Consider the following 19,052-nt stretch of genomic DNA (forward strand, 5'->3'; position numbering starts at 1 on the left):
CGTGCTCATGTCGAACTCTGGGAATCGGGGCATGACCGGCTGGCCCAGACGCTCAGCCACAGTGCCGCCCCGTCGGCACCGGTCGAGTCAGGAATGGCGCGGACCTTCGATCCAGCCTGATTCGACGGCGATACGGACGGCGTCGGTCCTGTTGCGGGCGCCGGTCTTGGTGATGACGCTGGAGATGTAGTTGCGGACCGTCGCCGTCGACAGATGCAGCCGGGCGGCGATCTCGCCGGTGCCGGCGCCCGAGCCGACCAGCCCCAGCACGGCCGCCTCGCGGTCGGTGAGCGGGGTGGTGGTGGCGCTCATCGCGGCCAGGGCCAGGGAGGAGTCGATCACCCGCTCGCCCTGGGCGACCCGGCGGATGCTCTCGGCCAGGCGTTCCGTGGGGGCTTCCTTGAGCAGGAAGCCGCCGGCCCCCGCCTCCATCGCGCGCCTCAGCAGGCCGGTGCTGGCCAGGCCGGTGAGGATGAGCACGCCGCAGGCCGGCATGGCGAGCTTGAGACGGCGGGTGGCCTCGACGCCGTCGATGCCCGGCATCTCGATGTCGATGACGGCCACGTCCGGGCCGCAGGAGAGGGCACGCGGGACGACCTTGTCGCCGCGATCGGCCTCGGCCACGACCTCGATGTCGCCCGTGAGGTTCAGCAGGGCCGTCAGCGCGCCCCTCACGACGCCGTGGTCCTCAGCCAGCAGGACGCGGATCAACGGTGCTCACCTTCCCGATCGTGTACGGCGGGCAGCCACACCCGCACCTCGAACCGGTCTTCGCCCACGGCCCCCGCCTCCAGGGACCCGCCCAGCTTCTCCACCCGCCGGCTCAGCCCGGCCAGTCCCGAGCCGGGCGGCCGGGCGGCCGGCTCGCCACGGACCCCGTCGTTGCGTACCAGCAGGCGGACCCGGCCGTTCACCCGGTGCAGCTCGATCAGGCAGTGGCGGGCGTCGCTGTGCCTGACGATGTTGGTGGCCGCCTCGCGTACCATCCAGCCGAGCGCGTCGCCGGTCTCCTCGTCGATCTCCTTGAAGCCCAGGCGCAGGTCACAGCTCGCGCCGGTGAGCTCGATCAGGGAGGCGGCGGACGTCAGCTCCGCGCCCAGGTTGAGCGCGCACGTGGCCTCCACCACGTCGCCGATCTCCGCGCGCGCGTCGCTGGCGAGGACGATCGTCTCCGCCAGCTCGGCGGCGGCGCGCTCGCGGTCCACGTCGAACAGGGCCCGGGTCAGCTCGGTCTTCAGGGTGATCGACGTCAGCGTCTGGCCGAGCAGGTCGTGCAACTGGCCCGCCAGGCGCAGCCGGTCCTGGTCCACGGCCATCTCGGCCAGCGCGACCCGCAGTTCGCGCAGCTCCCGTACGAACCTCGCGTAGTGCACGATGCCGGCGGCGACCACCGCGGCGACGAGCACCCCGGCGCTGCTGTACGTGGCGGGCACTTCGACCGAGGCGCCCTCCATGCGCGTCAGCGGGTACTCGGCGACGGCCACGACCAGGAGCACGCCGACGCCGTAGCGGAAGGGCAGCAGGAGCAGCCCGGCGGTGGCGACGATGAGCGGCGTGTAGATCCACACCGAGCCCTGGAACGGGATCGCCCCGTAGACGACGACGGCGAACAGCAGGAAGATGCGTGCCCGGTGGGGCCCTTGGCTCGTTCCCGCGATGTGCCGGGCGACGATCCTGGCGTACACGACGAGCAGCCCGCCGAGCAGGACGAGCGCCAGCAGGGCGCGCAACGGGTCACCGTTGAGCAGGAAGGCGAGCGGGGTCAGGCCCCACAGCGCCCCGGTGACCGCGACGACGGCCGTGGTCAGCCACCTGACCTGCGCTTCACTGTTCTGGACCACAGGAGTGCTCCCGCTTGTCCCGATGGATGCATCATGCTGATCGTGACGCCTTCCCGGCCTGTGATCAATGGTCGGCGGTCACCGGCCTTTCGTTCAGCCAGCCGTTGGCGCGGGCGACGCGCACGGCGTCGTCGTCGTTGCGGGCGCCCGTCTTCAGCCGGGCGGCGGCGAGGTAGTTCTTGATCGTGTGGACCGACAGGCCCAGGGAGCCGAGCAGGTCGCTGCCGCGCTTGCCGGCGGCGACGGCCGACAGCACGGCGATCTCCCGCGCCGTCAGCGGGTTGGTGTCGAGCTCCTGCTCGCCGCCACCGCCGTCCGCTGCCAGGTCGAAGTCGATGTAGCGCTCGCCCCTGGCCACCACCCGGATGGCGTCGGTGAGCCGGTGGGCGGGGGCGTCCTTGACCAGGAAGCCGCGCACCCCGGCGGCCATGGCCCGGTCGAAGTTGCCGGGGGTGCCGACGCTGGTGAGGATCAGTACGGGCGGCGGCTGCTCCAGCTCCTTGATCAGGCCCGCCGCCTCCAGGCCGTCGATGCCCGGCAGCCCGATGTCCAGCAGGGCCACGTCCGGCTTGGAGCCGACGACGGCGGGCACGATCTCGTCGCCCCTGGACACCTCGCCGATCACGCGGATGTCCCTCTCCTCCGACAGCAGGGCGATCAGCGCGCCTCTGATGAGGTCGTGGTCCTCCGCGATCAGAACTTTGATCATCTCCGGTCTCCTGTAGCAGCAGAGGTCGTCAGGGCGGGCGCCAGGGGGCGGCGACCGGGAACGTTCAGGGACAGCGTGAACCAGCCGTCCTCGGTGTGGCGGCCGCAGCTTCCCGCCACCTGCGCGAGGCGTTCGTCGAGCCCGGCCAGGCCGCTTCCGCCCACGGCGGGGTCGGCCTGCGGGCCGGGAGCGCGTACGCCGTCGTTGGCGACGGTCACCGTGATGCGGTCGCCGTCGGGCTCGACGCCCAGCAGGCAGACCGTGGCGTCGCTGTGGCGCAGCAGGTTGGTGGCCGCCTCGCGGACCGCCCAGGCCAGCGCCACCCGGACCTCCGGCGGCAGCGAGGGAGGCAGCTCGGCGAAGTCGCACCGCACGCCGGCGGTCTCCAGCACCCGGCGAACCCCGCGCAGCTCGCTCTCCAGCGACATCTCGCGGTAGCCCTTGACCACCGCCCGCACGTCGTGCAGCGAGCGCCGCGCGATGTCGTGGATCTCCTTCAGCTCCCGGCGCAGCCGCCCGATCTCCTCGGGCGGTATCCGGGTGCCCAGCTCGGTTCGCATGGCGATGACCGAGAGGTTGTGGCCCAGCACGTCGTGCAGCTCGCGGGCGAACCTGAGCCGCTCCTCGGTGATGGCGAGCTTGGCGGCCTCCTCGCGCGTGCGCTGCAGCTCGGCGAGCAGGGTCGCGAAGATGGTCAGGCCCGCGAGCGCGCCCGCCGTGAGCAGGTTCTGCAGCGAGCCGAACAGCACCCAGCTCAGATCCTGCGACGTGGGCAGGACGAGGCAGGCGGCCAGCGAGGCGAAGAAGCCCGCCGCCGCCCACCGGCCCCGCAGCGTGACGGCGAAGGCGAGCGGCAGCATGAACCCGACGCTCAGCCAGGTGGGGCCGGCGGCGAACGGTACGGCCACGGCCAGCGCGCACATCCCGCCCAGCACCGCCAGGTCCCACCGGGACCCCATGTCCAGCACCGCGCGCACCGCCAGCCACAGGTAGCAGCCGGTGAGGCCGATGAGCAGGACGACCGCGGCCGTGGCCCGCACGGCGGGGTGGACGCCCAGAGCCTCCGCCAGCGGTACGGCGGCGAAGGCCGCCATGCCGACGAGGAAGACCCCGGCCGTGACGCGGGCCAGCCGTACGGTGCCCGGCCCGACGCCCCTCAACCTCTGCGAGGCTCCCACCTGAACCACCTCTTCGCGGCGAGCAGGGACAGCGCGAGCCAGGCGCCCAGGACGAGCCACCCCGGCCACACGACCAGGAAGCCCTCCACCACCCCCACCTCGGACCCGGTGACGTCACGCCCGAGATAGGCCGTCCTGATCCCCTCCGCCATCCGCTCGAACGGCAGGAAGGACGAGATCGTCCGCAACCATTCGGGGAAGGCCGCGACAGGGTAGGCGAATCCGGACAGGGCGAGGGAGAGCAGCAGGAACGGCAGGCTCACCACGACCGTGGAGCCCTGCGCGGGAACCCTGCCGCTCACCGCGACCGCCATCGCGGCGCACACCGCGAGCCCGAGCAGCACCATGACCAGCAGCAGGGCGGGATTGGCCGGCAGCGCGACGCCGTGCACGACCCTGGCCAGGCCGACGATCAGCACGAGCTGCAGCAGCCCGACCGACAGCACGGTGAGGATCTCCCCGCCGAAGATGGCCAGGTCGGGCAGCTCCGTCCCGCGCAGCCGCTTGAGAATCAGCAGTTGCCGCCGCATGACGAAGGACTCCACCACCGTCATGAAGCCCAGGGTGGTGATGCCCATCACGATCACGCCGGTCATGACGGCGACGTCGATCGGGGCGCCGTCCCGGGTGCCGCCCGGCAGCATCAGCGGCATCAGCCCGCCGAACAGGACGGGAAAGAACAGGGCGATGCCGACCGAGATCGGCGTGCGCCAGAACAGCGTCTGGGTCAGCCGGAAGTGCGCCAGCGTGTACGCGGTCACGTCCGCACCTCCTGGGCGATGTCGAGGAAGACCTCTTCGAGCGTCGCCTGGCGGACGTCCAGGCCGGTCACCCGCACGCCGCGCGCCTGCGCCCACCCCAGCACGGCGTGCGCCACCGACTCGGGCTCGGCGGTGACGATCACGCACCGCCGCCCGGTCGCGGTGAGCACGTCCCGCTCGCCCACCGGCAGCCCCTCGGGGGTGGCGCCGGCGGGCAGCTCGAAGGCGACCCGTCCCGAACCCCGGCCCAGCACCTCCGACATCGTGCCCTGGGTGACGATCCTGCCCCGGTCCATGATGGCCACCCGGCCGGCCAGCTCCTGGGCTTCCTCCAGGTAGTGGGTGGTGAGCAGCACCGTCATCCCGCCGGCCGCGAGATCCCTGACCAGGTCCCGGACCCGACGGCGGGCCTCGGGGTCGAGCCCCGTGGTCGGCTCGTCGAGGAACAGCAGGTCGGGACGGCCCAGGGTGGCCAGCGCGATGTCCAGCTTGCGCCGCTCGCCGCCGGACATGCGCTTGACCCGCGTACCGGCCTGGCCGGACAGCCCCACCAGCTCCAGCGCCTCGGCCACCGGCATCGCGCCGGAGGTGAACCTGCTCCAGGCGGTCACCGTCTCGGCCGCCGACAGGTCGCCGAACAGGCCGGACTCCTGCAGCACCAGGCCGATGCGGGAACGCGGCGCGCTCGCCGGGTCCTGGCCGAACACCCGCACCGTGCCCGAGGTGGCCCGAAGGTAGCCCTCCAGGATCTCGATCGTGGTGGTCTTGCCGGCCCCGTTCGTGCCGAGGAGCGCGAACACCTCGCCCGCGCGGACGTCGAAGGTGATGCCGTCCACGGCGGCGCAGGGCCCGTAGCGTTTGCGCAGCTCCGAGACCTCGATCACCGGCTCGTTCATCGCGTCTCCGTGAGAGGGTCTCCCGCGCCGGCACCGACCTCGCACAAGGTGCTGCGGCAACTGCCGATGCGGCTGATCGAGGAGGCCGCTCCGGCCGTGGAGCCGGCGGTCACCTCCGGCCAGGCCGCCGCGACGAGCCTGGCGAACTTCCTGCGGTCCTCGTCACCGAAGACGTAGACACTGTCGGCCATCACAGACTCCTTGATCTTCAGGTCGCGTCGCTGACGCAGGAGGGGACGCTCGGCCCGGTGTAGGAGGTGGAGGTGAGGATGGTGCTGACCGTGCTGCCCGGCTCGGCATTGCCCCCGGCGGCCGACTCCAGGTCGGCGATGTCGAACTCGCCCTCCGGCTTGGGCGGCAGCGGCGGGGCGGGGACGCCTTGCGGGTAGGCGATGCCGTACTGGGTCAGCAGGGCGATGGGGTCGCGCTCGTAGCGGGCGCGCAGGTCGCCGTCCTCCCACGCGGCGGCGACGAGCCTGGCGAACTTCTTGCGGTCCTCGTCCCCGAGGATGTAGATGCTCTCGGCCATCAGGGCTCTCCTTTCTATTCGGCGGGCGGGCCGCCGATGAGGAAGTCCCCCACCGACGACTCGGCGGCCCAGTCGAGGCCGAAGGTGCGGGCGGCCAGGTCGGAGTCGCCGCTGCCTAGCCCGCAGGGCGACAGGCCCATCGCGGTGGCCACCAGGTAGAGGGTCTGGTAGAGCACGCCGGTGGTCTTCAGCGTGGCGGCGTAGGCGACCCCGGAGTACTTCCACGACATGCGACGGAAGCGCGAGGTGACGGTGATCAGCACGTCGGGGTCGGCGATGCCGCCCGTGGCCAGGCTCGCCGTGGTCAGCATCGCCTGAGCGTCCTCGGGCCTGGCAGGGAGCGTGACGAGCCGGTGGCCGAGCGGGTCGTAGTAGTAGACGCCGCCGTCCAGGCCCTCGCACCGGGCGACGGTCAGGTACAGCTCCAGCTCGTGGACGGCGCCGCCGCCGGGGTAGGGGCGGCTGCTGGCCTCGTACGGCATGCCGGGCGCCGGCCCGTACATCCGCCTGACCCTGGCGGCCCGGTAGAGCAGCTCGCCGAGCTGCCGGATCGTCGGCGGGCCGGCGTACCGGCGCACCGACCTGCGCGTCTCCAGCACGGTGGTGAGCGGCGGGTCGGCTGCCGCGGCCTCCTCCAGGCAGGGCCGGTACAGCTCCACGGCCGCGCCCTCGGGCACCGGCTTGATCACCGGCTCGGGCGGCAGGTCGTCCAGGAAGCGGAAGGTCGCGCCGAACGGCTGGTCGTGCCGCCCGGACCTGCTCCTGGAGTGGAAGAGCAGGTCGTGGAAGTCCCACGAGCGCAGCGCGGGATCGCGTTCCTCGTCGTCGCCGGCGAAGGCCAGGCCGGCGGCCACGAGGTGGGTGAGAGCCTCGGGCGCCTCCTTCACCATGACCGGGCGGCCGAGCGCCGCGAGCAGCGGCATGGCGTCCTCGGTGAGCGTGACGCGGTGCAGCGACAGCGCGGACTCCAGCACGAGCCCCTGCTCCGACCTGCGGACGAAGGCGAACTTCGACAGCCGTACGGTGTCGCCGGGGGACAGGTCGGGCGGCTGGAACCGGGCGCCGCGGGCGATGGGCACCACCCGCAGCAGCGGCTCGACCGCGTGCACGAGCACCGGGTGCAGCCGCGACAGCGTCAGGTACAGCAGGGCCGCGTCGTGGCTGGTGCCGCCCGCCGCGAGGAGCCGCTCGGCCAGGTCGTCCCGCTCGGCCAGCGTGCCGGGCAGCTCGCCCAGCAGCGCCTCGACGGCCGGCGGCAGGCCGCGCAGGGCGACCGTGCCGAAGGGGCACGTGATGGTCAGGACGCCGTCCTCGGAGGCGACCACCGCGTCCTCGCGCAGGCCCACCATGGGCGTCGGCGTGGGCGTGCTCACAGGAACATCGTGATGGGGTTCATCTGCTCCTCCGGGGTGGGCTCGGCGAGCCAGCCGAGCTGGACGGGCACGTCGTAGAGGCGGCCGGGGGCCAGCCGCCGCCAGAAGTGGCGCATGCCGGGCACGATGACCTTGACGACGGGCAGGCCGATGTCGGGCCTGGTCTGGTCGAGCACGAGCATCTCCATCCCGCGCTCCTCGACCAGCGCACGCGCCCGCTCGACGTCGTCGAGCAGGTCGGCGGTGGCCGGCCGGGCGTAGGCGGAGGCGGGCACCGCCTTCCCGGCGGGCGACAGGTAGGGGTGGTCGGCCACGCGCGCGTGTGTCCACCAGTCGACCTGGTCCTTCTCGGGGAACCTGTAGCGGGTGACGCCGTCGGGGCCGACGTCGATGACGGCGGGGATGAACTGGTTCAGCTCGGCCAGCGCGCGCTGGACGGCGATGCGTACGTCGAAGTGCGCGCCGAAGGCCATGAGGATGTCCTCACTCGGCCCGTCGACCCGGCGGCTGATCGCGGCGGCGGCCGGGACGCCGAGGTCGTTGGTGAGGTCGAGCACGTGCAGGTCGCGCCCGAGCCCGGCGTAGACGTCGCGGAACTCGGCCATCCACGGGTCGGCGAAGGTGTCGAGGTCGAAGGCGGGCCTCGGCACCCGGTTGTACCACCACAGGGCCACCGCGTCCCGCTCGACGAGCTCCATGAAGCCCTGGACGACGGCGTCCTCCAGGGAGGAGCCCGCGGCGTTGCCGTTGGAGTCGGCCCAGGCGTAGAGCGGGCCGGTGAAGCCGGGGTCGTTGTAGTAGTAGTACAGGTAGCCGGTGGGCAGGTACTTGTGCCGCCCCTCGGTCAGCGACCACACGGGCGTCCACTCGATCGCGGCGTTCTCGTCGAGCGGGGCGTTGACGAAGGAGTAGTTGGTGGTGGCGCCGAGCTCCTTGCGGGTGCGGAACTGGGTGTCGCTGTAGAGCGAGCAGGCGTTGGGGTGGACGGCGTCCGCGCCGAGCTCCAGCAGGCTGGCCCTGCGCCTGGCCTCGTCGCCCTGGAAGATGCCCGAGTAGCGCTCCATCGCCTCGCACATGGCGCTGACCTTCGCCTGCAGGTCGGTCATGCCCTTGCCGGCGCTCTGGCTGCGCAGCCCCTTGCGCAGCGAGGCCAGGTCGTGCATCTGGCGGGCGAAGTTGTGGCCGGCCATGTACGCCTTGACGAAGGGCACCCTGGTGTCCATCCGGGCGAGCTCGCGGATGACGCCGGTGATCGGGCTGACCAGGTGGGCGTACCGCTCGGCGGTGTCCTCCGGGTGCCGGGAGCGGTGGCCGCCGTCGGTGGTGAACGCCTTGGGCCGCGAGCCCAGCTCGACGGGGGAGTGCGCGGCCGCGGCCATCAGGCCGGCGTCGCCGCACTCGGGACACTGGGGCCTGCGGCGCAGCTCGTGGCGGGTGGCGGCGACCTGCATGGTGTCGAAGGTGATCACGTCGCGCTGCTGCGGGCTGCGCGCCCCGGCCAGCCACTTCACCGCCTCGGCCGCGACGAGCCGCGCGCCCGCGCCCCGGGTGAGCCCCAGGTCGGCGGCGGGCAGGGCCAGGGGCCTGCTGGCCCGCAGCTTGTCCTCCAGGTACGTCAGCGACTGCCGGTGCCCCTCCAGCCGCTGCGACAGGCATCGCCAGCAGCCGCCGTCACCCTCCCCGGGCCGGAAGAGCGGGCCCACCCACAGCACGGGCCCGGTCGTCCGGGCCAGCAGCCACGGCCGCCCTTCCGCCAGGTGCCGCCGGTTGATCTCGGCGAGGTCGCCGCGCAGGTAGTCGTCGGTCAGCACGACGGTCAGCGCCGCGCCCTCCCCGGGCCCCGCCACCTCGACCCCCTCGGCCACCAGCAGGTTCCGCAGCTCCTGGGCCGACACGTCGCCGACGGTGAGCACCTCGGCCCGGCCGCCGCGCACCGCGGCGACCGCATCCTGCGCCTTGAGCCCCGTCATCTCCCAGTAGGCGGCCGTCCTGCGATCCACGTCCTCGGTGACGTCCACCAGCAGATCGCGCTGCCGCAGCGTCTGCAGCACGAAGTAGACGTTCTCGGGCGGGATGTCGGGTTCCACCGCGACCAGGATGTCGTTGACGGTGTGCTTGCCGTCCAGCAGGCGGGCCACGGCCTCGATCGAGCGGCCGGTGAGCACCTGGGTCTCGCGCTCGGAGATCAGGTAGACCCCTTCTCCCTCGATGACCTCGACCCTTAAGTGGCGGCGGAAAGACGGCCGGGCGTCCATGGTGTCCACGACGTTTCCTTTCGATCAGTGCACGAGGCGCAGCGAGGCGACCTGGTCGTCGGCGAGCCGGAGGAGGGTGAGGCCCGCCGCGGCGAGCCCGTTGGTGGCGGACAGGGACAGGCGGTCGGCGCGCCGCCGGTCGGCGAACCAGCGGCCCGTGTGGTCGCGGCGGCGCAGCAGCTCGGCGGTCAGCTCCCTGGCCGAGCGCGCCAGCGCCCCGTCCCCGGTCAGCCGGGCGGTGTGCAGCGCCACCTCGGCGTCCACGACGAGCCGCGCGCAGGAACGTCTCGGGTCGGGCGCGCAGTACCTGGCCACCTGCTCCTTCAGGGGGCCGGGCACCTCGCCGGTGAGCAGGTGGGCCGTGGCGACGGCGGCCAGCAGCGAGCCCGGCGTGTCCAGCGCGAAGCGGTGCGCCCGCAAGGGCGCGGGGTCCGCGCCCAGCGCGCCCGCGCTGGAGGCCAGCGCCCACACCAGCCCGTCCTGCCCGGTGGGCACCCCGTCGAGCGCGGGCACCCCCGGAGGGTACGGCGACCGCGTCGCCCCGCCACCGGCCAGCTCGGCCAGCAGCTCCTCGTGCAGCCGCACGGCCAGCGCCTCGGCCGCGGGAACCGCCACCGGCGACGCCTCGCGCAGCTTGTGCAGGGCCAGCAGCAGCCCGGCCCGGCCCAGCACGGGCTCGGCGGAGGTCGGCAGGGCGAGCTGCTCCTCGGCCAGCGGCAGCAGCTCGGCCGCCCGCTCCACGAGCCTGGCGTCGGCCAGCGCGGCGCCGCAGCGGCTCAGCGCGTAGATGGCCGAGCCGAGGCCCACGAACGCCCCGACCGGCGCAAGCGTCCCGCACATCCGGCGGTAGACGGCCGAGCGGGTGGACAGCGTCGCGAACTCGGCCGAGGCGTCCAGCGCGTCCTGCGCGGCCGTCCAGTGGCCGGGGGCGCCGGTGTTGGCGTACAGCTCGGCGAGGAAGACGGCCAGCCCCGCGGTGCCGGTGAGCAGGTCGCCCTGGAGCGGCTCGATCTGGTCCAGCCCGTGCGCGGGGTAGGTGACGACGCCGATCCAGCCGGACCGCTCGCCGAGGGGGTCGCCCGCGGGCGTGCCGAGCGTGACGGCGGTGGCCAGCACCTGGTCGGCGAGCTCGCCGGCGCGGGCGAGCAGCAGCTCGGCCTCGGGCTCCTCCGGCCGGCCCGACACGTCGTAGACGTACTGGCCGATCTCGCGGATCGTACGCGGGCGCGGCCCCGGCCCGGGGAAGGCGGCGGGCAGCTCCTTCGCGCCGGTGAAGTCCAGGCAGGTCTCCAGCACGGCGAGGTGCTCCTCCACCGGGAACCCCGCCAGGTCGGCGACGCGGTCCTGGAGCCGCTGCCAGGCCGTGCCGGAGAAGTGCCCGGGGATCTCGACGCCGTCGGGGGTGAACACCGAGTCGGAGCCGGGCCTGGAGACGAACAGGGGGACGTCCATCCGGCGGAACGCGTCGATCTCCTGCTCGACGAGCTCCAGGATGTCCTCGCGCCCCGGGTCCCGCCGCAGCGTCTCGCGGGCGCTGCGGAACAGGTGGGCGAGCGTGACCTCCCTTGCCATCCCGTCGACCAGCGCCCCGGGGCTCAGGCTCATGTTGAGCAGCTCGACGCAGTCCCAGGTGCTGCGCCAGATGTAGCGGACCGGCGCGTCCTGGAGCAGCGCGAACGGGCCGCGGGCGTCGGCCAGCAGGTCCCGGTTGCTCGCCAGGCACTCCTGCATCTGCCGGTAGCCCTCGGCCACCTCGTCGGCGTAGTGGTTCGGGTGGGCCAGCTCGCCCGCGCCGTACGTCGGCCGGTACGGCGGCGCCTCCCAGCCCAGCGGATACCCGGTGGAGTTCACCGCGACCTGCTCCTGCAGCCCGGCCATGCAGCCGATGTCCTGCGCCTGGACGCCGCCCGCGATCACCCGGGGGAAGCTGATGACGGCGGTCTTGGCCACCGTCTCCTCGACCTTCCCCCACAGGGACCGGATGCGGTCGCCGATGAGGGCGGGCTTGCCGATGCGGGCCTGCAGCACGTTCTCCAGGTCGATGAAGACCGGCGTGTCGCCCTTGGCCACCAGGTTGTCCGCCCACAGGTCGCGGCACTCCAGGAACTGCGCGAGCCTGGCCAGCATGCCCAGCCGCGTGTAGTAGCGCCGGACGCTGTCCTCGTCGGCGGCCGGCTCGGAGGTGACGTACTCCTCCCAGCCGTAGCCGTCGCGGCAGACGACCGTGCGCGTGTGCAGGGCCAGCGGCAGCCCGTGGTTGTTCAGCAGCGTGCACACGTCCATCAGCCCGACCACCGAGCGCAGGTCCTTCGGCTTGTAGACGACCCGCTCGCCCGAGGCGAACGTCAGCAGCGTGACCACCCGGCCGTGGTTGTGCGGGTCGCCGGAGTCACCGGAGTAGCCGGTGACCGGCCCCGGCGCCCGCCAGCCCCACAACGTCCTGCGCAGCTCCGGCAGGTCGGCGTTGAGCCGGTCGAACAGCTCGTGGACCACGCGCCGCCACTGCAGGCAGGTCATGCCCATGACGTAGGCCAGCCCGGGGAGCGTCTCCAGCCGGTCCAGCCAGCCGGACTGGCTGACGTCCAGGCCGGGGCTCTGCAGCCAGGCGGACACGTCGTTGCCGGTCCCGGCGAGCTGCGCCTCGAACGCGAAGCCGGAGAAGCACACCTGCGTCAGGCGCTGGATGAGCTGTCCCGCGATGTCCTCGCGCGCCTCGGGCGTGACGGGCACCCCGCGTACCGTGCCGTCCTTGATGTCCAGCAGCCGGTTGACGGCGCGCCTGAACGCCACGAACGGCGAGCCAGGGCGTCCGGAGGCGGGGTCGGCGGCGGCCGTGGGCGGCTGCGCGAGCAGGAAGTCCACCAGGGCGTAGCCCCAGTCGGGCAGCCTGCGCGGGTCGGCCAGCCGGACGTCGATGAGCCCCGCGCCGAGGTCGCGGCCCGAGCGCCTGCGGTGGTGCAGCAGCGCCCGCTTGGCGTCCTCGTCCTCGCCGACCGCCGCCTTGAGCCAGCGCTTGGTACGTTCTGACGCCTGACGCGGGCTGCGCCCCGCCACCGGGACGAAGAACTCGCCCGACACGCGCTCGGGAAAGGGCGCGGCCGCGGCGAGCACGGCCATCAGGCGCTCGTCCCCGCCCGGCACCGCGAGCAGGCCCTCGCCCTGCGCTTCCGCGTATCCGGCGTGAACCGGGACCGTCATCTCAGACCTCCTGTCGGCGGACCATGCGGGCGAAGAGCGGGCTGTGGTCCAGCAGCTCCTCGAAGGGGCCGTCGGCGACGACCCGCCCCTGGTCGAGTACGTAGATTCGATCCGCCGACTTGATGGTGCTCAGCCGGTGCGCGATCACGATCCGGGTGATGTCCAGCTCGGCGATCCTCCGGCTGACCAGCGCCTGCGTGTGGTTGTCCAGGGCGCTCGTGGCCTCGTCGAGGATGAGGATGCGCGGGCGCTTGACCAGCGCCCTGGCGATGAGCAGCCGCTGGAGCTGGCCGCCCGAGAAGGAGGCGTTGTCCTCGCCGACGATCGTGTGCAGGCCCATGGGCATGGCGGCGATGTCGCCGTCCAGGTCGGCCAGGCGGGCCGCCCGCCAGGCGTCCTCCTCCGTCGCGCCGGGCACGTCCCCGACGATGTTCTCCAGGATGGAGCCCCTGAGCACTCTGGCCTGCTGCATCACCACGCCGACCTGGGCGCGTACCCGGCGCAGGTCCAGGTCGCGCAGGTCGCCGCCGTCGTAGAGCACCTGGCCCGTGCGGGGCGGGTCGAAGCCGAGCAGCAGGCGGACCAGCGTGGACTTGCCCGCGCCCGACGGGCCCGCGACCGCGACGAACTCGCCCGGCCTGAACACCATCGAGACGTCGTCCAGGATGCGCATCGCGGTGCCGGGGTAGGCGAAGGAGGCGCCGCTGAGGCGTACCAGGCCGCTCAGCTCGCCCGGGTCCTTCGCGCCGGGCGGCGTCTCCGGCGCCCGCTCCAGTACCGGGCGCAGCCGCTCGAACCGGGGCCGCAGGGCGAAGGCCGCCTCGACCGCCCGGTTCATCTGGCCGAGCGCGAGCACGAACTGGCCGAGCGCCACGGCGGCGATCACGAAGGAGGCCGTGGGCACGCCCACGGTCACCCCCGCGACGGCCAGGAGCAGCAGGAGCGCCGGCTGCGCCGAGGCGCCGATGGCCGCCGACACCGCCCGCTCGCGCTGGGCGCACGCCGCCGCCCGCTGCTGCGTGGCGAACAGCCTGGACCACAGCCCGAACACCTGGGACTCGCGGCCCGCGACGTGGATCTTGTCGATCGCGCCGAGGCACGCGTACAGCAGGGAGTAGACCTTGCCGTACTGCTCGTGCATGATCAGCTCGTGCTGCTGCTGGCGGACCGCGCGGCCGGCGAGCACGCCGAGCAGCCCGCACACCCCGCCCAGCGCGACCAGGGCGAGCCGCCAGTCCACGGCGATCAGCGCCAGCAGGCCGACCAGCGAGAACATGCCGCCGAGCAGCGAGTTGACCGCGGCGTCGCCGAGCGCCTTGCGCATGTCGGAGATGGCGTTGGCGCGCTGGACCAGCTCGCCGGTGCTGTACTGGTCGAAGAACGGCAGGTCGAGCGAGACGAGGTGGCTCCAGACGGCCGGTTCGAGCCGTTCCTGCAGCCGCCCCTGTACGCGGACGAGCACCGAGTTGCGCACGGCCAGCAGCAGGGTGCTCGCGCACACCATGGTGGCGATGGTCACCGCGATCCAGATCGTCGTCGGCCCGCCGCCGGGGCTGCCCGCGGAGTTCAGCAGGCTGAACGTGAGCAGGGGCACGCCGAGCGAGAGCAGCGCGGCACCACCGCCGGCCGAGAGCAGCCAGGTCAGCTCCCTGCCCAGGCCGCGCATGCCGAACCTGAGCAGCTCGACGGGCGAGGCCATGCCCGGGCCGAGCGGCGGGTAGATCTGCCAGGCGTCCGGCGCGAGGGCCGCGGCCACCGATTCCGTCACCCGGCAGGGGGCCGCCGCCGGGTCCTCGGCGCGGTAGCCGCCCCGGTGCGGTAACAGCGCCACCGGCCGCCCGCCGTCCCGGGTGAAGCCGATCAGGGGGACCGTGGCCCTGCGCCACCAGCGGCCCTCCAGGCGCACCCGCCGGTGCCTGACCCCGGCGGCGTCCAGCGCCGCGCCGAGCGGGTCGCCGGCACTCGGGGCGGCCTCCGCCGTGGCGAAGCCGCAGTGCTCGCCCAGCGTCCGAACCACCTTCGCGGCGTGGTCCGCGCTCGTGCGGGGCCCGCCGTCGGGTGCCGGCGGCGCGCCGGCCGCGGCCGCGACGTCGGCGAACGACTGACGGAGCGTCTCGTCCGTGGCCGCCACCCTGGCCGCCCGCCAGTTGTCCCGGTCGGCTTCCTCGGCCTCGCCCAGCAGCAGCACCCGCTCCAGCGCCGCGCGGTGCAGCGCCCGCAGCTCACGCTCGCCCGGCGGGTCCTGCGTGGGATCGAGGCGGCGCGCCCAGGCCGACAGCGCGGCGGTGTCCCTGCGTACGCGGTGCACCGACGTCCCGTCGGCGGGGGAGGCCACGACGGTGTAGCCCGCGGGCAGGTCGGTGGCCGCGAAGCCGTGCATGACCTGCCCGCTCTCCACGCGCAGGACGCGGCGGCGCGGGCCCTGGCCGTCCACGGGCGACAGCAGCACGTCCACGAAGCCGCCGACCACGCGCCAGCAGGCGTAGGGGTCGATCAGCTCGATCTCGCTGACGGGGTAACCGGGGCGGCCGAGGCCGCGCGTTCTCACGTTCATGCCGCTTCCTCGACGAGCGTGCGGTAGAGACCGGGCTCGGCGATGAGCTCGGCGTGCGTGCCGCGCTGGACGACCTTGCCGCGGTCCAGCACGAGGATCAGGTCGCTGTCGCGCACGGTGCTGAGCCGGTGCGCGATGACCACGCACGTGCAGCCCCTGGCCTTGAGGTTGGCGTCCACCAGCGCCTCGGTCTCCGCGTCCAGCGCGCTGGTGGCCTCGTCGAGCACCAGCACCGACGGCGCCAGCGCCAGCGCCCGGGCGATCTCCAGCCGCTGCCGCTCGCCGCCCGACAGGTTGCGGCCCCGCTCCTCGACCCAGCCGCCCGACAGCCCGCCCCTGCGCTGGACCACCTCGGCGATGCGGGCGTCGCCGACCGCCCGGTTCAGCCGGTACGCCGGAACCGTCGGGTCCCACAGCGTCAGGTTGTCGGCCACCGTGCCCTCGAACACCTGGAGGTTCTGCTCCACGTACCCGATCGAGGTGGACAGCGTCTCCCTGGGCAGCTCGTCCCTCGGCACCCCGTCGAACCTGATCTGCCCCGACCACGGCATGACGGCGCCGGTGAGCAGCCGGGCGACCGTCGACTTGCCGCTGCCCGTACGCCCGACGATCGCGACGCGCCGGCCGGGCTCCGCGCGGAACGTCAGCCCCTCGATCACCGGGCCGTGCTGGCGGTCGTAACCGAAGGTGACCTCGTCGAACTCCACCGCGCCGCGCAGCCCGCCGGCCCCCACGGGGGCGTGCGGCGGCTCGGCGTGCCGCGGGTCGGGCTCGGTGGACAGCGCGTCGTCGAGCATGCTGGTCTGCGCGACCACGATCTGCGCCTCCGCCCCGATCCCGACCAGCGAGGACATCGGTACGAGGAACGCTCCCACGAGGAGCTGGGCCGCGATGACGGTCTCCATCGTGACCTCGCCACGGGCGATCAGCGCCGCCCCGGTGATCACCATTGTGGCCCCGGCCAGCGAGCCGAGCGCCGCGGGCACCACCATCAGCGCCTGCGTGACCCGCATCAGCTCCTGCGCCGCCGACATGGTCCGCGCCGACAGCCCCGCCCACTTGGCGAAGAACCAGCCCTCGGCGCCGTCGGCCTTCAGCGACTCGGCCATCGAGACGCCGTTGAAGGCCATGCTGTCCCTGCGGTGCTCGTCGAAGATGAGCCGCTGCTGGTGGGGCGCGGTACGCCGGCTGACCGCCCGCATCGCCACCAGGTTCACCGCCGCCAGCACCGCGGCGACCCCGGCGAAGGCCGGATGGAAGTGGAACAGGATCGAGGCGTGCACCACCATGGTGAGCACGGCCGCGATGGTGGTGGCGACCCGGTCCGACAGCAGCAGGGCCAGGCCCGCGCCGAAGGACGTCCTGGTCACCAGGCCGCCGGTCTGCCGCCGGTGGAAGTGGTCGCCCGGCAGCCTGAGCATCCGCCACACGTGGCGGCCGGACAGATCGGCCGCCATCGCGAGCTGCACGGCGCTGAGCAGCCGCTGCTGCGCCCACGTGCCGATCAGGGTGAAGCCGACGCAGCACAGCAGCCCGAACAGCACGGGCGCGGACCAGGCCGCCCCTCCGGGGACCAGCACCTTGCCCAGCAGCAGCCTGGTCAGCAGCGCCGTGACCGCCGCGGGCAGGGCCAGCATGAACGACATGACGGCGACGGCGAGCAGCGTGGACAGGTACGGCCGCACCTTCGCCAGCGCCGAGCGGGCATTGGGGAAGCGCGCCCCTCCCGGGGTGAAGTTCTCCCCGGGCCGCGGCACGATCACGATCCCGCTGTATCGCCGCCGGAACTCCTCCCTGCTCAGCCGGATCCGGCCGACGGCGGGGTCGTTGAGGTAGGCCCACCGCTTGCGCAGGCCCTCCAGCACCACGTAGTGCCGATGGTCAACGAAGATCATCGACGGTACGGGGAAGGTCTCCAGCGCGTCGGCCTCCACCCGCCAGCCGCCGATGGTGAAGCCGTACTCGTCGGCCGCCGCCTTGAGCCCGGCCCCGGTGAGCCCGTCCCTGCCCACCCCGCACCGCTCCCTGACCTCGTGCACGGGGACGCGCAGGCCGTGGTGGGCGAAGATCGTGCTCAGGCAGGCGGGCCCGCAGTCGGCGTCCTCCATCTGCGGCCGGCGCTCGGTGCGTACCGGCCGCGGCCTGACCGGGCGCTCGGCGACGCCGGCCGTGCTGCCGGCCGTGCTGCCGCTCGTGCCGCCGGTCGTGCCGCCGGTCGTGCCGCCGGTCGTGCGCTCAGCCACGGCGGCCTCCGGCGAACAGGGCGTCCACGGGGCGGACGACGGCGACGGTGATCTCTCCCGAGACGGGGGTGAGCGTGGCGCCGGGCCAGGCCGGCCGGTCGAGGTCGACGGTCACCAGGTGCCGTCCCTCCACCCGCAGGTCCTGGCCGAACAGCGGGCGCAGCACCTCGTCCGAGGCCGGGTACGGCTGCACCGCGCTCACCCGGCCCCGCCCGCCCGCGCCGGCCAGCGTGACGCTCTGGCCGGGTTCGAGCACGCCGAGCCTGTCCCGATCGACCAGGAGCAGCGCCCGCAGCGGGCCGGCCGGGTCGACGGCCGCGACGGCGCCTCCCGCGGCCAGGGCGGTGCCCGCGACCGCCGTCCGCAGCACCCGCCCGCTCGCCGTGCCCGTCACGACGTGCCTGCGTCCCCGCTCGTCGGCCAGCACGGCCAGCGGCGTCCCCTGGCTCACCTCCTGGCCCACCCGGACCAGGACCTCGGCCACGCTGCCGGACACGGGCGCGGCCACCGGCACGGGACCGTCCCCTGCCACCAGCACGCCGGTGCCGGGGACCACGTCACGGACCTGTCCCAGCCACGCCCAGCTCGCCCCGCAGGCCGCGACCAGGATGAGTGCGACCGCGGCGAGCCACGCCTTGGTCCGGACCGTGGAGACGAGCTCGTCGATCCGCTCCCCTCCCGGCGCCTCCACCGCGGTCGTGGTCATCGCACGTCTTTCCCTGTCGGCGAGTACAGGCAGAAGCAGAGGCTGAGCAGGCACGGTGGGGGAGGTGGCGGGGGTGGCGGCAGGATCCCCGAGGGCGATCCGGCCAGGAGCTCGATGACGAGCTCGGTGCCGGGCTCCGGCGGCAGCGCCGGCGCTTGCGTGCCCTCGGGCAGCCGGAGGTCGTACTCGGCCAGGACCTCGAGGGGCTCGCGCTCGTACCGGATCCTGAAGTCGGCGTCGAGCCACGCCCTCGCGGTCAGCTCACCGAACGCTCTTCGCTGGGCGGTGTCCCAGCCGATCGTGTCCACAGTCATCACAAGTCCTCCCGCCGCGGTGTATGAGATGCTCGTTCCGGCGGGGTGGTGGGCATCTGGACTGCCCACCACGCCGCCTGTGACGTACGAGGTCGTCAGGCGTTCCGCCCGCCGGAGAAGCATCCGGTCGGGCAGCTCACGGTGCCGATCGTGCCGAGGGCGCCGCCCGCGGACGATTCGAGGCTCTCCAGGTCGATCGCCTGGCCCGGGTGGTCGGGCAGGCCAGGCGGGGGCAGTTCGCGCGGCCAGTCGACGCCGGCTCCGGCGAGGGCGGCGCGCGGGTCCTGTTCGAAATCCCGCCGCAGCGACTCGTCGGACCAGGCCCGGGCGACGAATCTGGCGAGCTGCGTGCGTACTTCCGGGGACAGTGCTTCCGATGACAGTGCTTCGGGGGACAGGCTGGGATCTTCGTTCGTTCCCGGCGTTCCGGGCATGAGCTCACCTCTTCGACGAGGCCCCGGAGCTCGCGCTTCCGGGTGATCGGGGGTGGCCGCC

16 protein-coding genes are annotated in these 19,052 nt (G+C 73.5%); all 16 read right to left on the minus strand.

All coding sequences use genetic code 11. The features are described from left to right. Positions 1 to 87: 87 nt before the first annotated feature. Positions 88 to 711 (minus strand): response regulator transcription factor, encoded by a 624-nt coding sequence (locus AB0I79_RS46210; protein WP_357887626.1) that lies wholly within the window; start codon positions 709 to 711, stop codon positions 88 to 90. Next, complete coding sequence (locus AB0I79_RS46215) at positions 708 to 1,841, minus strand: histidine kinase (RefSeq protein WP_357887628.1); 1,134 nt, start codon at positions 1,839 to 1,841, stop codon at positions 708 to 710. The genes AB0I79_RS46210 and AB0I79_RS46215 overlap by 4 nt, the downstream gene beginning before the upstream one ends. 64 nt (positions 1,842 to 1,905) lie before the next feature. Next, the gene (locus AB0I79_RS46220) at positions 1,906 to 2,550 is read right to left on the minus strand and encodes a response regulator transcription factor (RefSeq protein ID WP_357887630.1); all 645 of its coding nucleotides are present in this window, start codon (positions 2,548 to 2,550) and stop codon (positions 1,906 to 1,908) included. Continuing rightward, on the minus strand, positions 2,547 to 3,728 hold the full coding sequence (locus AB0I79_RS46225; RefSeq protein WP_357887632.1) for a histidine kinase: 1,182 nt from the start codon (positions 3,726 to 3,728) through the stop codon (positions 2,547 to 2,549). Before AB0I79_RS46225 ends, AB0I79_RS46220 begins: the two co-directional genes overlap by 4 nt. Further along, positions 3,707 to 4,489 carry an ABC transporter permease gene (locus AB0I79_RS46230; RefSeq protein WP_357887634.1) on the minus strand — a complete coding sequence of 261 codons (783 nt, stop codon included), beginning with the start codon at positions 4,487 to 4,489 and terminating at the stop codon, positions 3,707 to 3,709. The genes AB0I79_RS46225 and AB0I79_RS46230 overlap by 22 nt, the downstream gene beginning before the upstream one ends. Then, the gene (locus tag AB0I79_RS46235) at positions 4,486 to 5,385 is read right to left on the minus strand and encodes an ABC transporter ATP-binding protein (RefSeq protein ID WP_357887636.1); all 900 of its coding nucleotides are present in this window, start codon (positions 5,383 to 5,385) and stop codon (positions 4,486 to 4,488) included. The genes AB0I79_RS46230 and AB0I79_RS46235 overlap by 4 nt, the downstream gene beginning before the upstream one ends. Further along, positions 5,382 to 5,576 carry a hypothetical protein gene (locus AB0I79_RS46240; RefSeq protein ID WP_357887638.1) on the minus strand — a complete coding sequence of 65 codons (195 nt, stop codon included), beginning with the start codon at positions 5,574 to 5,576 and terminating at the stop codon, positions 5,382 to 5,384. Before AB0I79_RS46240 ends, AB0I79_RS46235 begins: the two co-directional genes overlap by 4 nt. 17 nt (positions 5,577 to 5,593) lie before the next feature. Continuing rightward, a complete protein-coding gene (locus AB0I79_RS46245; protein ID WP_357887641.1) occupies positions 5,594 to 5,914 on the minus strand; it encodes a hypothetical protein in 321 nt (106 codons plus the stop codon). Positions 5,915 to 5,928: 14 nt separating this feature from the next. Next, a complete protein-coding gene (locus AB0I79_RS46250; RefSeq protein ID WP_357887644.1) occupies positions 5,929 to 7,287 on the minus strand; it encodes a SagB family peptide dehydrogenase in 1,359 nt (452 codons plus the stop codon). Then, on the minus strand, positions 7,284 to 9,542 hold the full coding sequence (locus tag AB0I79_RS46255) for a TOMM precursor leader peptide-binding protein (protein ID WP_357887800.1): 2,259 nt from the start codon (positions 9,540 to 9,542) through the stop codon (positions 7,284 to 7,286). Before AB0I79_RS46255 ends, AB0I79_RS46250 begins: the two co-directional genes overlap by 4 nt. Positions 9,543 to 9,566: 24 nt before the next feature. After that, a complete protein-coding gene (lanM, locus tag AB0I79_RS46260; RefSeq protein ID WP_357887647.1) occupies positions 9,567 to 12,740 on the minus strand; it encodes a type 2 lanthipeptide synthetase LanM in 3,174 nt (1,057 codons plus the stop codon). Position 12,741: 1 nt separating this feature from the next. Beyond that, on the minus strand, positions 12,742 to 15,294 hold the full coding sequence (locus tag AB0I79_RS46265; RefSeq protein ID WP_357887650.1) for an ATP-binding cassette domain-containing protein: 2,553 nt from the start codon (positions 15,292 to 15,294) through the stop codon (positions 12,742 to 12,744). After that, entirely contained in the window at positions 15,291 to 17,537 is a 2,247-nt protein-coding gene (locus AB0I79_RS46270; RefSeq protein WP_357887653.1) for a cysteine peptidase family C39 domain-containing protein, read from the minus strand. The genes AB0I79_RS46265 and AB0I79_RS46270 overlap by 4 nt, the downstream gene beginning before the upstream one ends. Beyond that, positions 17,530 to 18,243: a biotin/lipoyl-binding protein gene (locus tag AB0I79_RS46275; protein WP_357887656.1), complete on the minus strand. Its 714-nt coding sequence runs from the start codon at positions 18,241 to 18,243 to the stop codon at positions 17,530 to 17,532. Before AB0I79_RS46275 ends, AB0I79_RS46270 begins: the two co-directional genes overlap by 8 nt. Continuing rightward, complete coding sequence (locus tag AB0I79_RS46280) at positions 18,240 to 18,557, minus strand: hypothetical protein (RefSeq protein ID WP_357887659.1); 318 nt, start codon at positions 18,555 to 18,557, stop codon at positions 18,240 to 18,242. Before AB0I79_RS46280 ends, AB0I79_RS46275 begins: the two co-directional genes overlap by 4 nt. Positions 18,558 to 18,652: 95 nt before the next feature. After that, positions 18,653 to 18,991, minus strand: coding sequence for a hypothetical protein (locus AB0I79_RS46285; protein ID WP_357887662.1), 339 nt, complete (start codon positions 18,989 to 18,991; stop codon positions 18,653 to 18,655). Positions 18,992 to 19,052: the final 61 nt, after the last annotated feature.

The sequence above is a fragment of the Nonomuraea sp. NPDC050202 genome (genome assembly GCF_040656115.1).
In the GTDB taxonomy this organism is placed as follows: Bacteria; Actinomycetota; Actinomycetes; order Streptosporangiales; family Streptosporangiaceae; genus Nonomuraea.

Coding starts and splice junctions, on each gene's coding strand:
- AB0I79_RS46240 (WP_357887638.1), bottom strand. CDS start 5,576: ATGGCCGACAGTGTCTACGTCTTCGGTGACGAGGACCGCAGGAAGTTC.
- AB0I79_RS46265 (WP_357887650.1), bottom strand. CDS start 15,294: ATGAACGTGAGAACGCGCGGCCTCGGCCGCCCCGGTTACCCCGTCAGC.
- AB0I79_RS46235 (WP_357887636.1), bottom strand. CDS start 5,385: ATGAACGAGCCGGTGATCGAGGTCTCGGAGCTGCGCAAACGCTACGGG.
- AB0I79_RS46220 (WP_357887630.1), bottom strand. CDS start 2,550: ATGATCAAAGTTCTGATCGCGGAGGACCACGACCTCATCAGAGGCGCG.
- AB0I79_RS46255 (WP_357887800.1), bottom strand. CDS start 9,542: ATGGACGCCCGGCCGTCTTTCCGCCGCCACTTAAGGGTCGAGGTCATC.
- lanM (WP_357887647.1), bottom strand. CDS start 12,740: ATGACGGTCCCGGTTCACGCCGGATACGCGGAAGCGCAGGGCGAGGGC.
- AB0I79_RS46285 (WP_357887662.1), bottom strand. CDS start 18,991: ATGCCCGGAACGCCGGGAACGAACGAAGATCCCAGCCTGTCCCCCGAA.
- AB0I79_RS46275 (WP_357887656.1), bottom strand. CDS start 18,243: ATGACCACGACCGCGGTGGAGGCGCCGGGAGGGGAGCGGATCGACGAG.
- AB0I79_RS46245 (WP_357887641.1), bottom strand. CDS start 5,914: ATGGCCGAGAGCATCTACATCCTCGGGGACGAGGACCGCAAGAAGTTC.
- AB0I79_RS46280 (WP_357887659.1), bottom strand. CDS start 18,557: ATGACTGTGGACACGATCGGCTGGGACACCGCCCAGCGAAGAGCGTTC.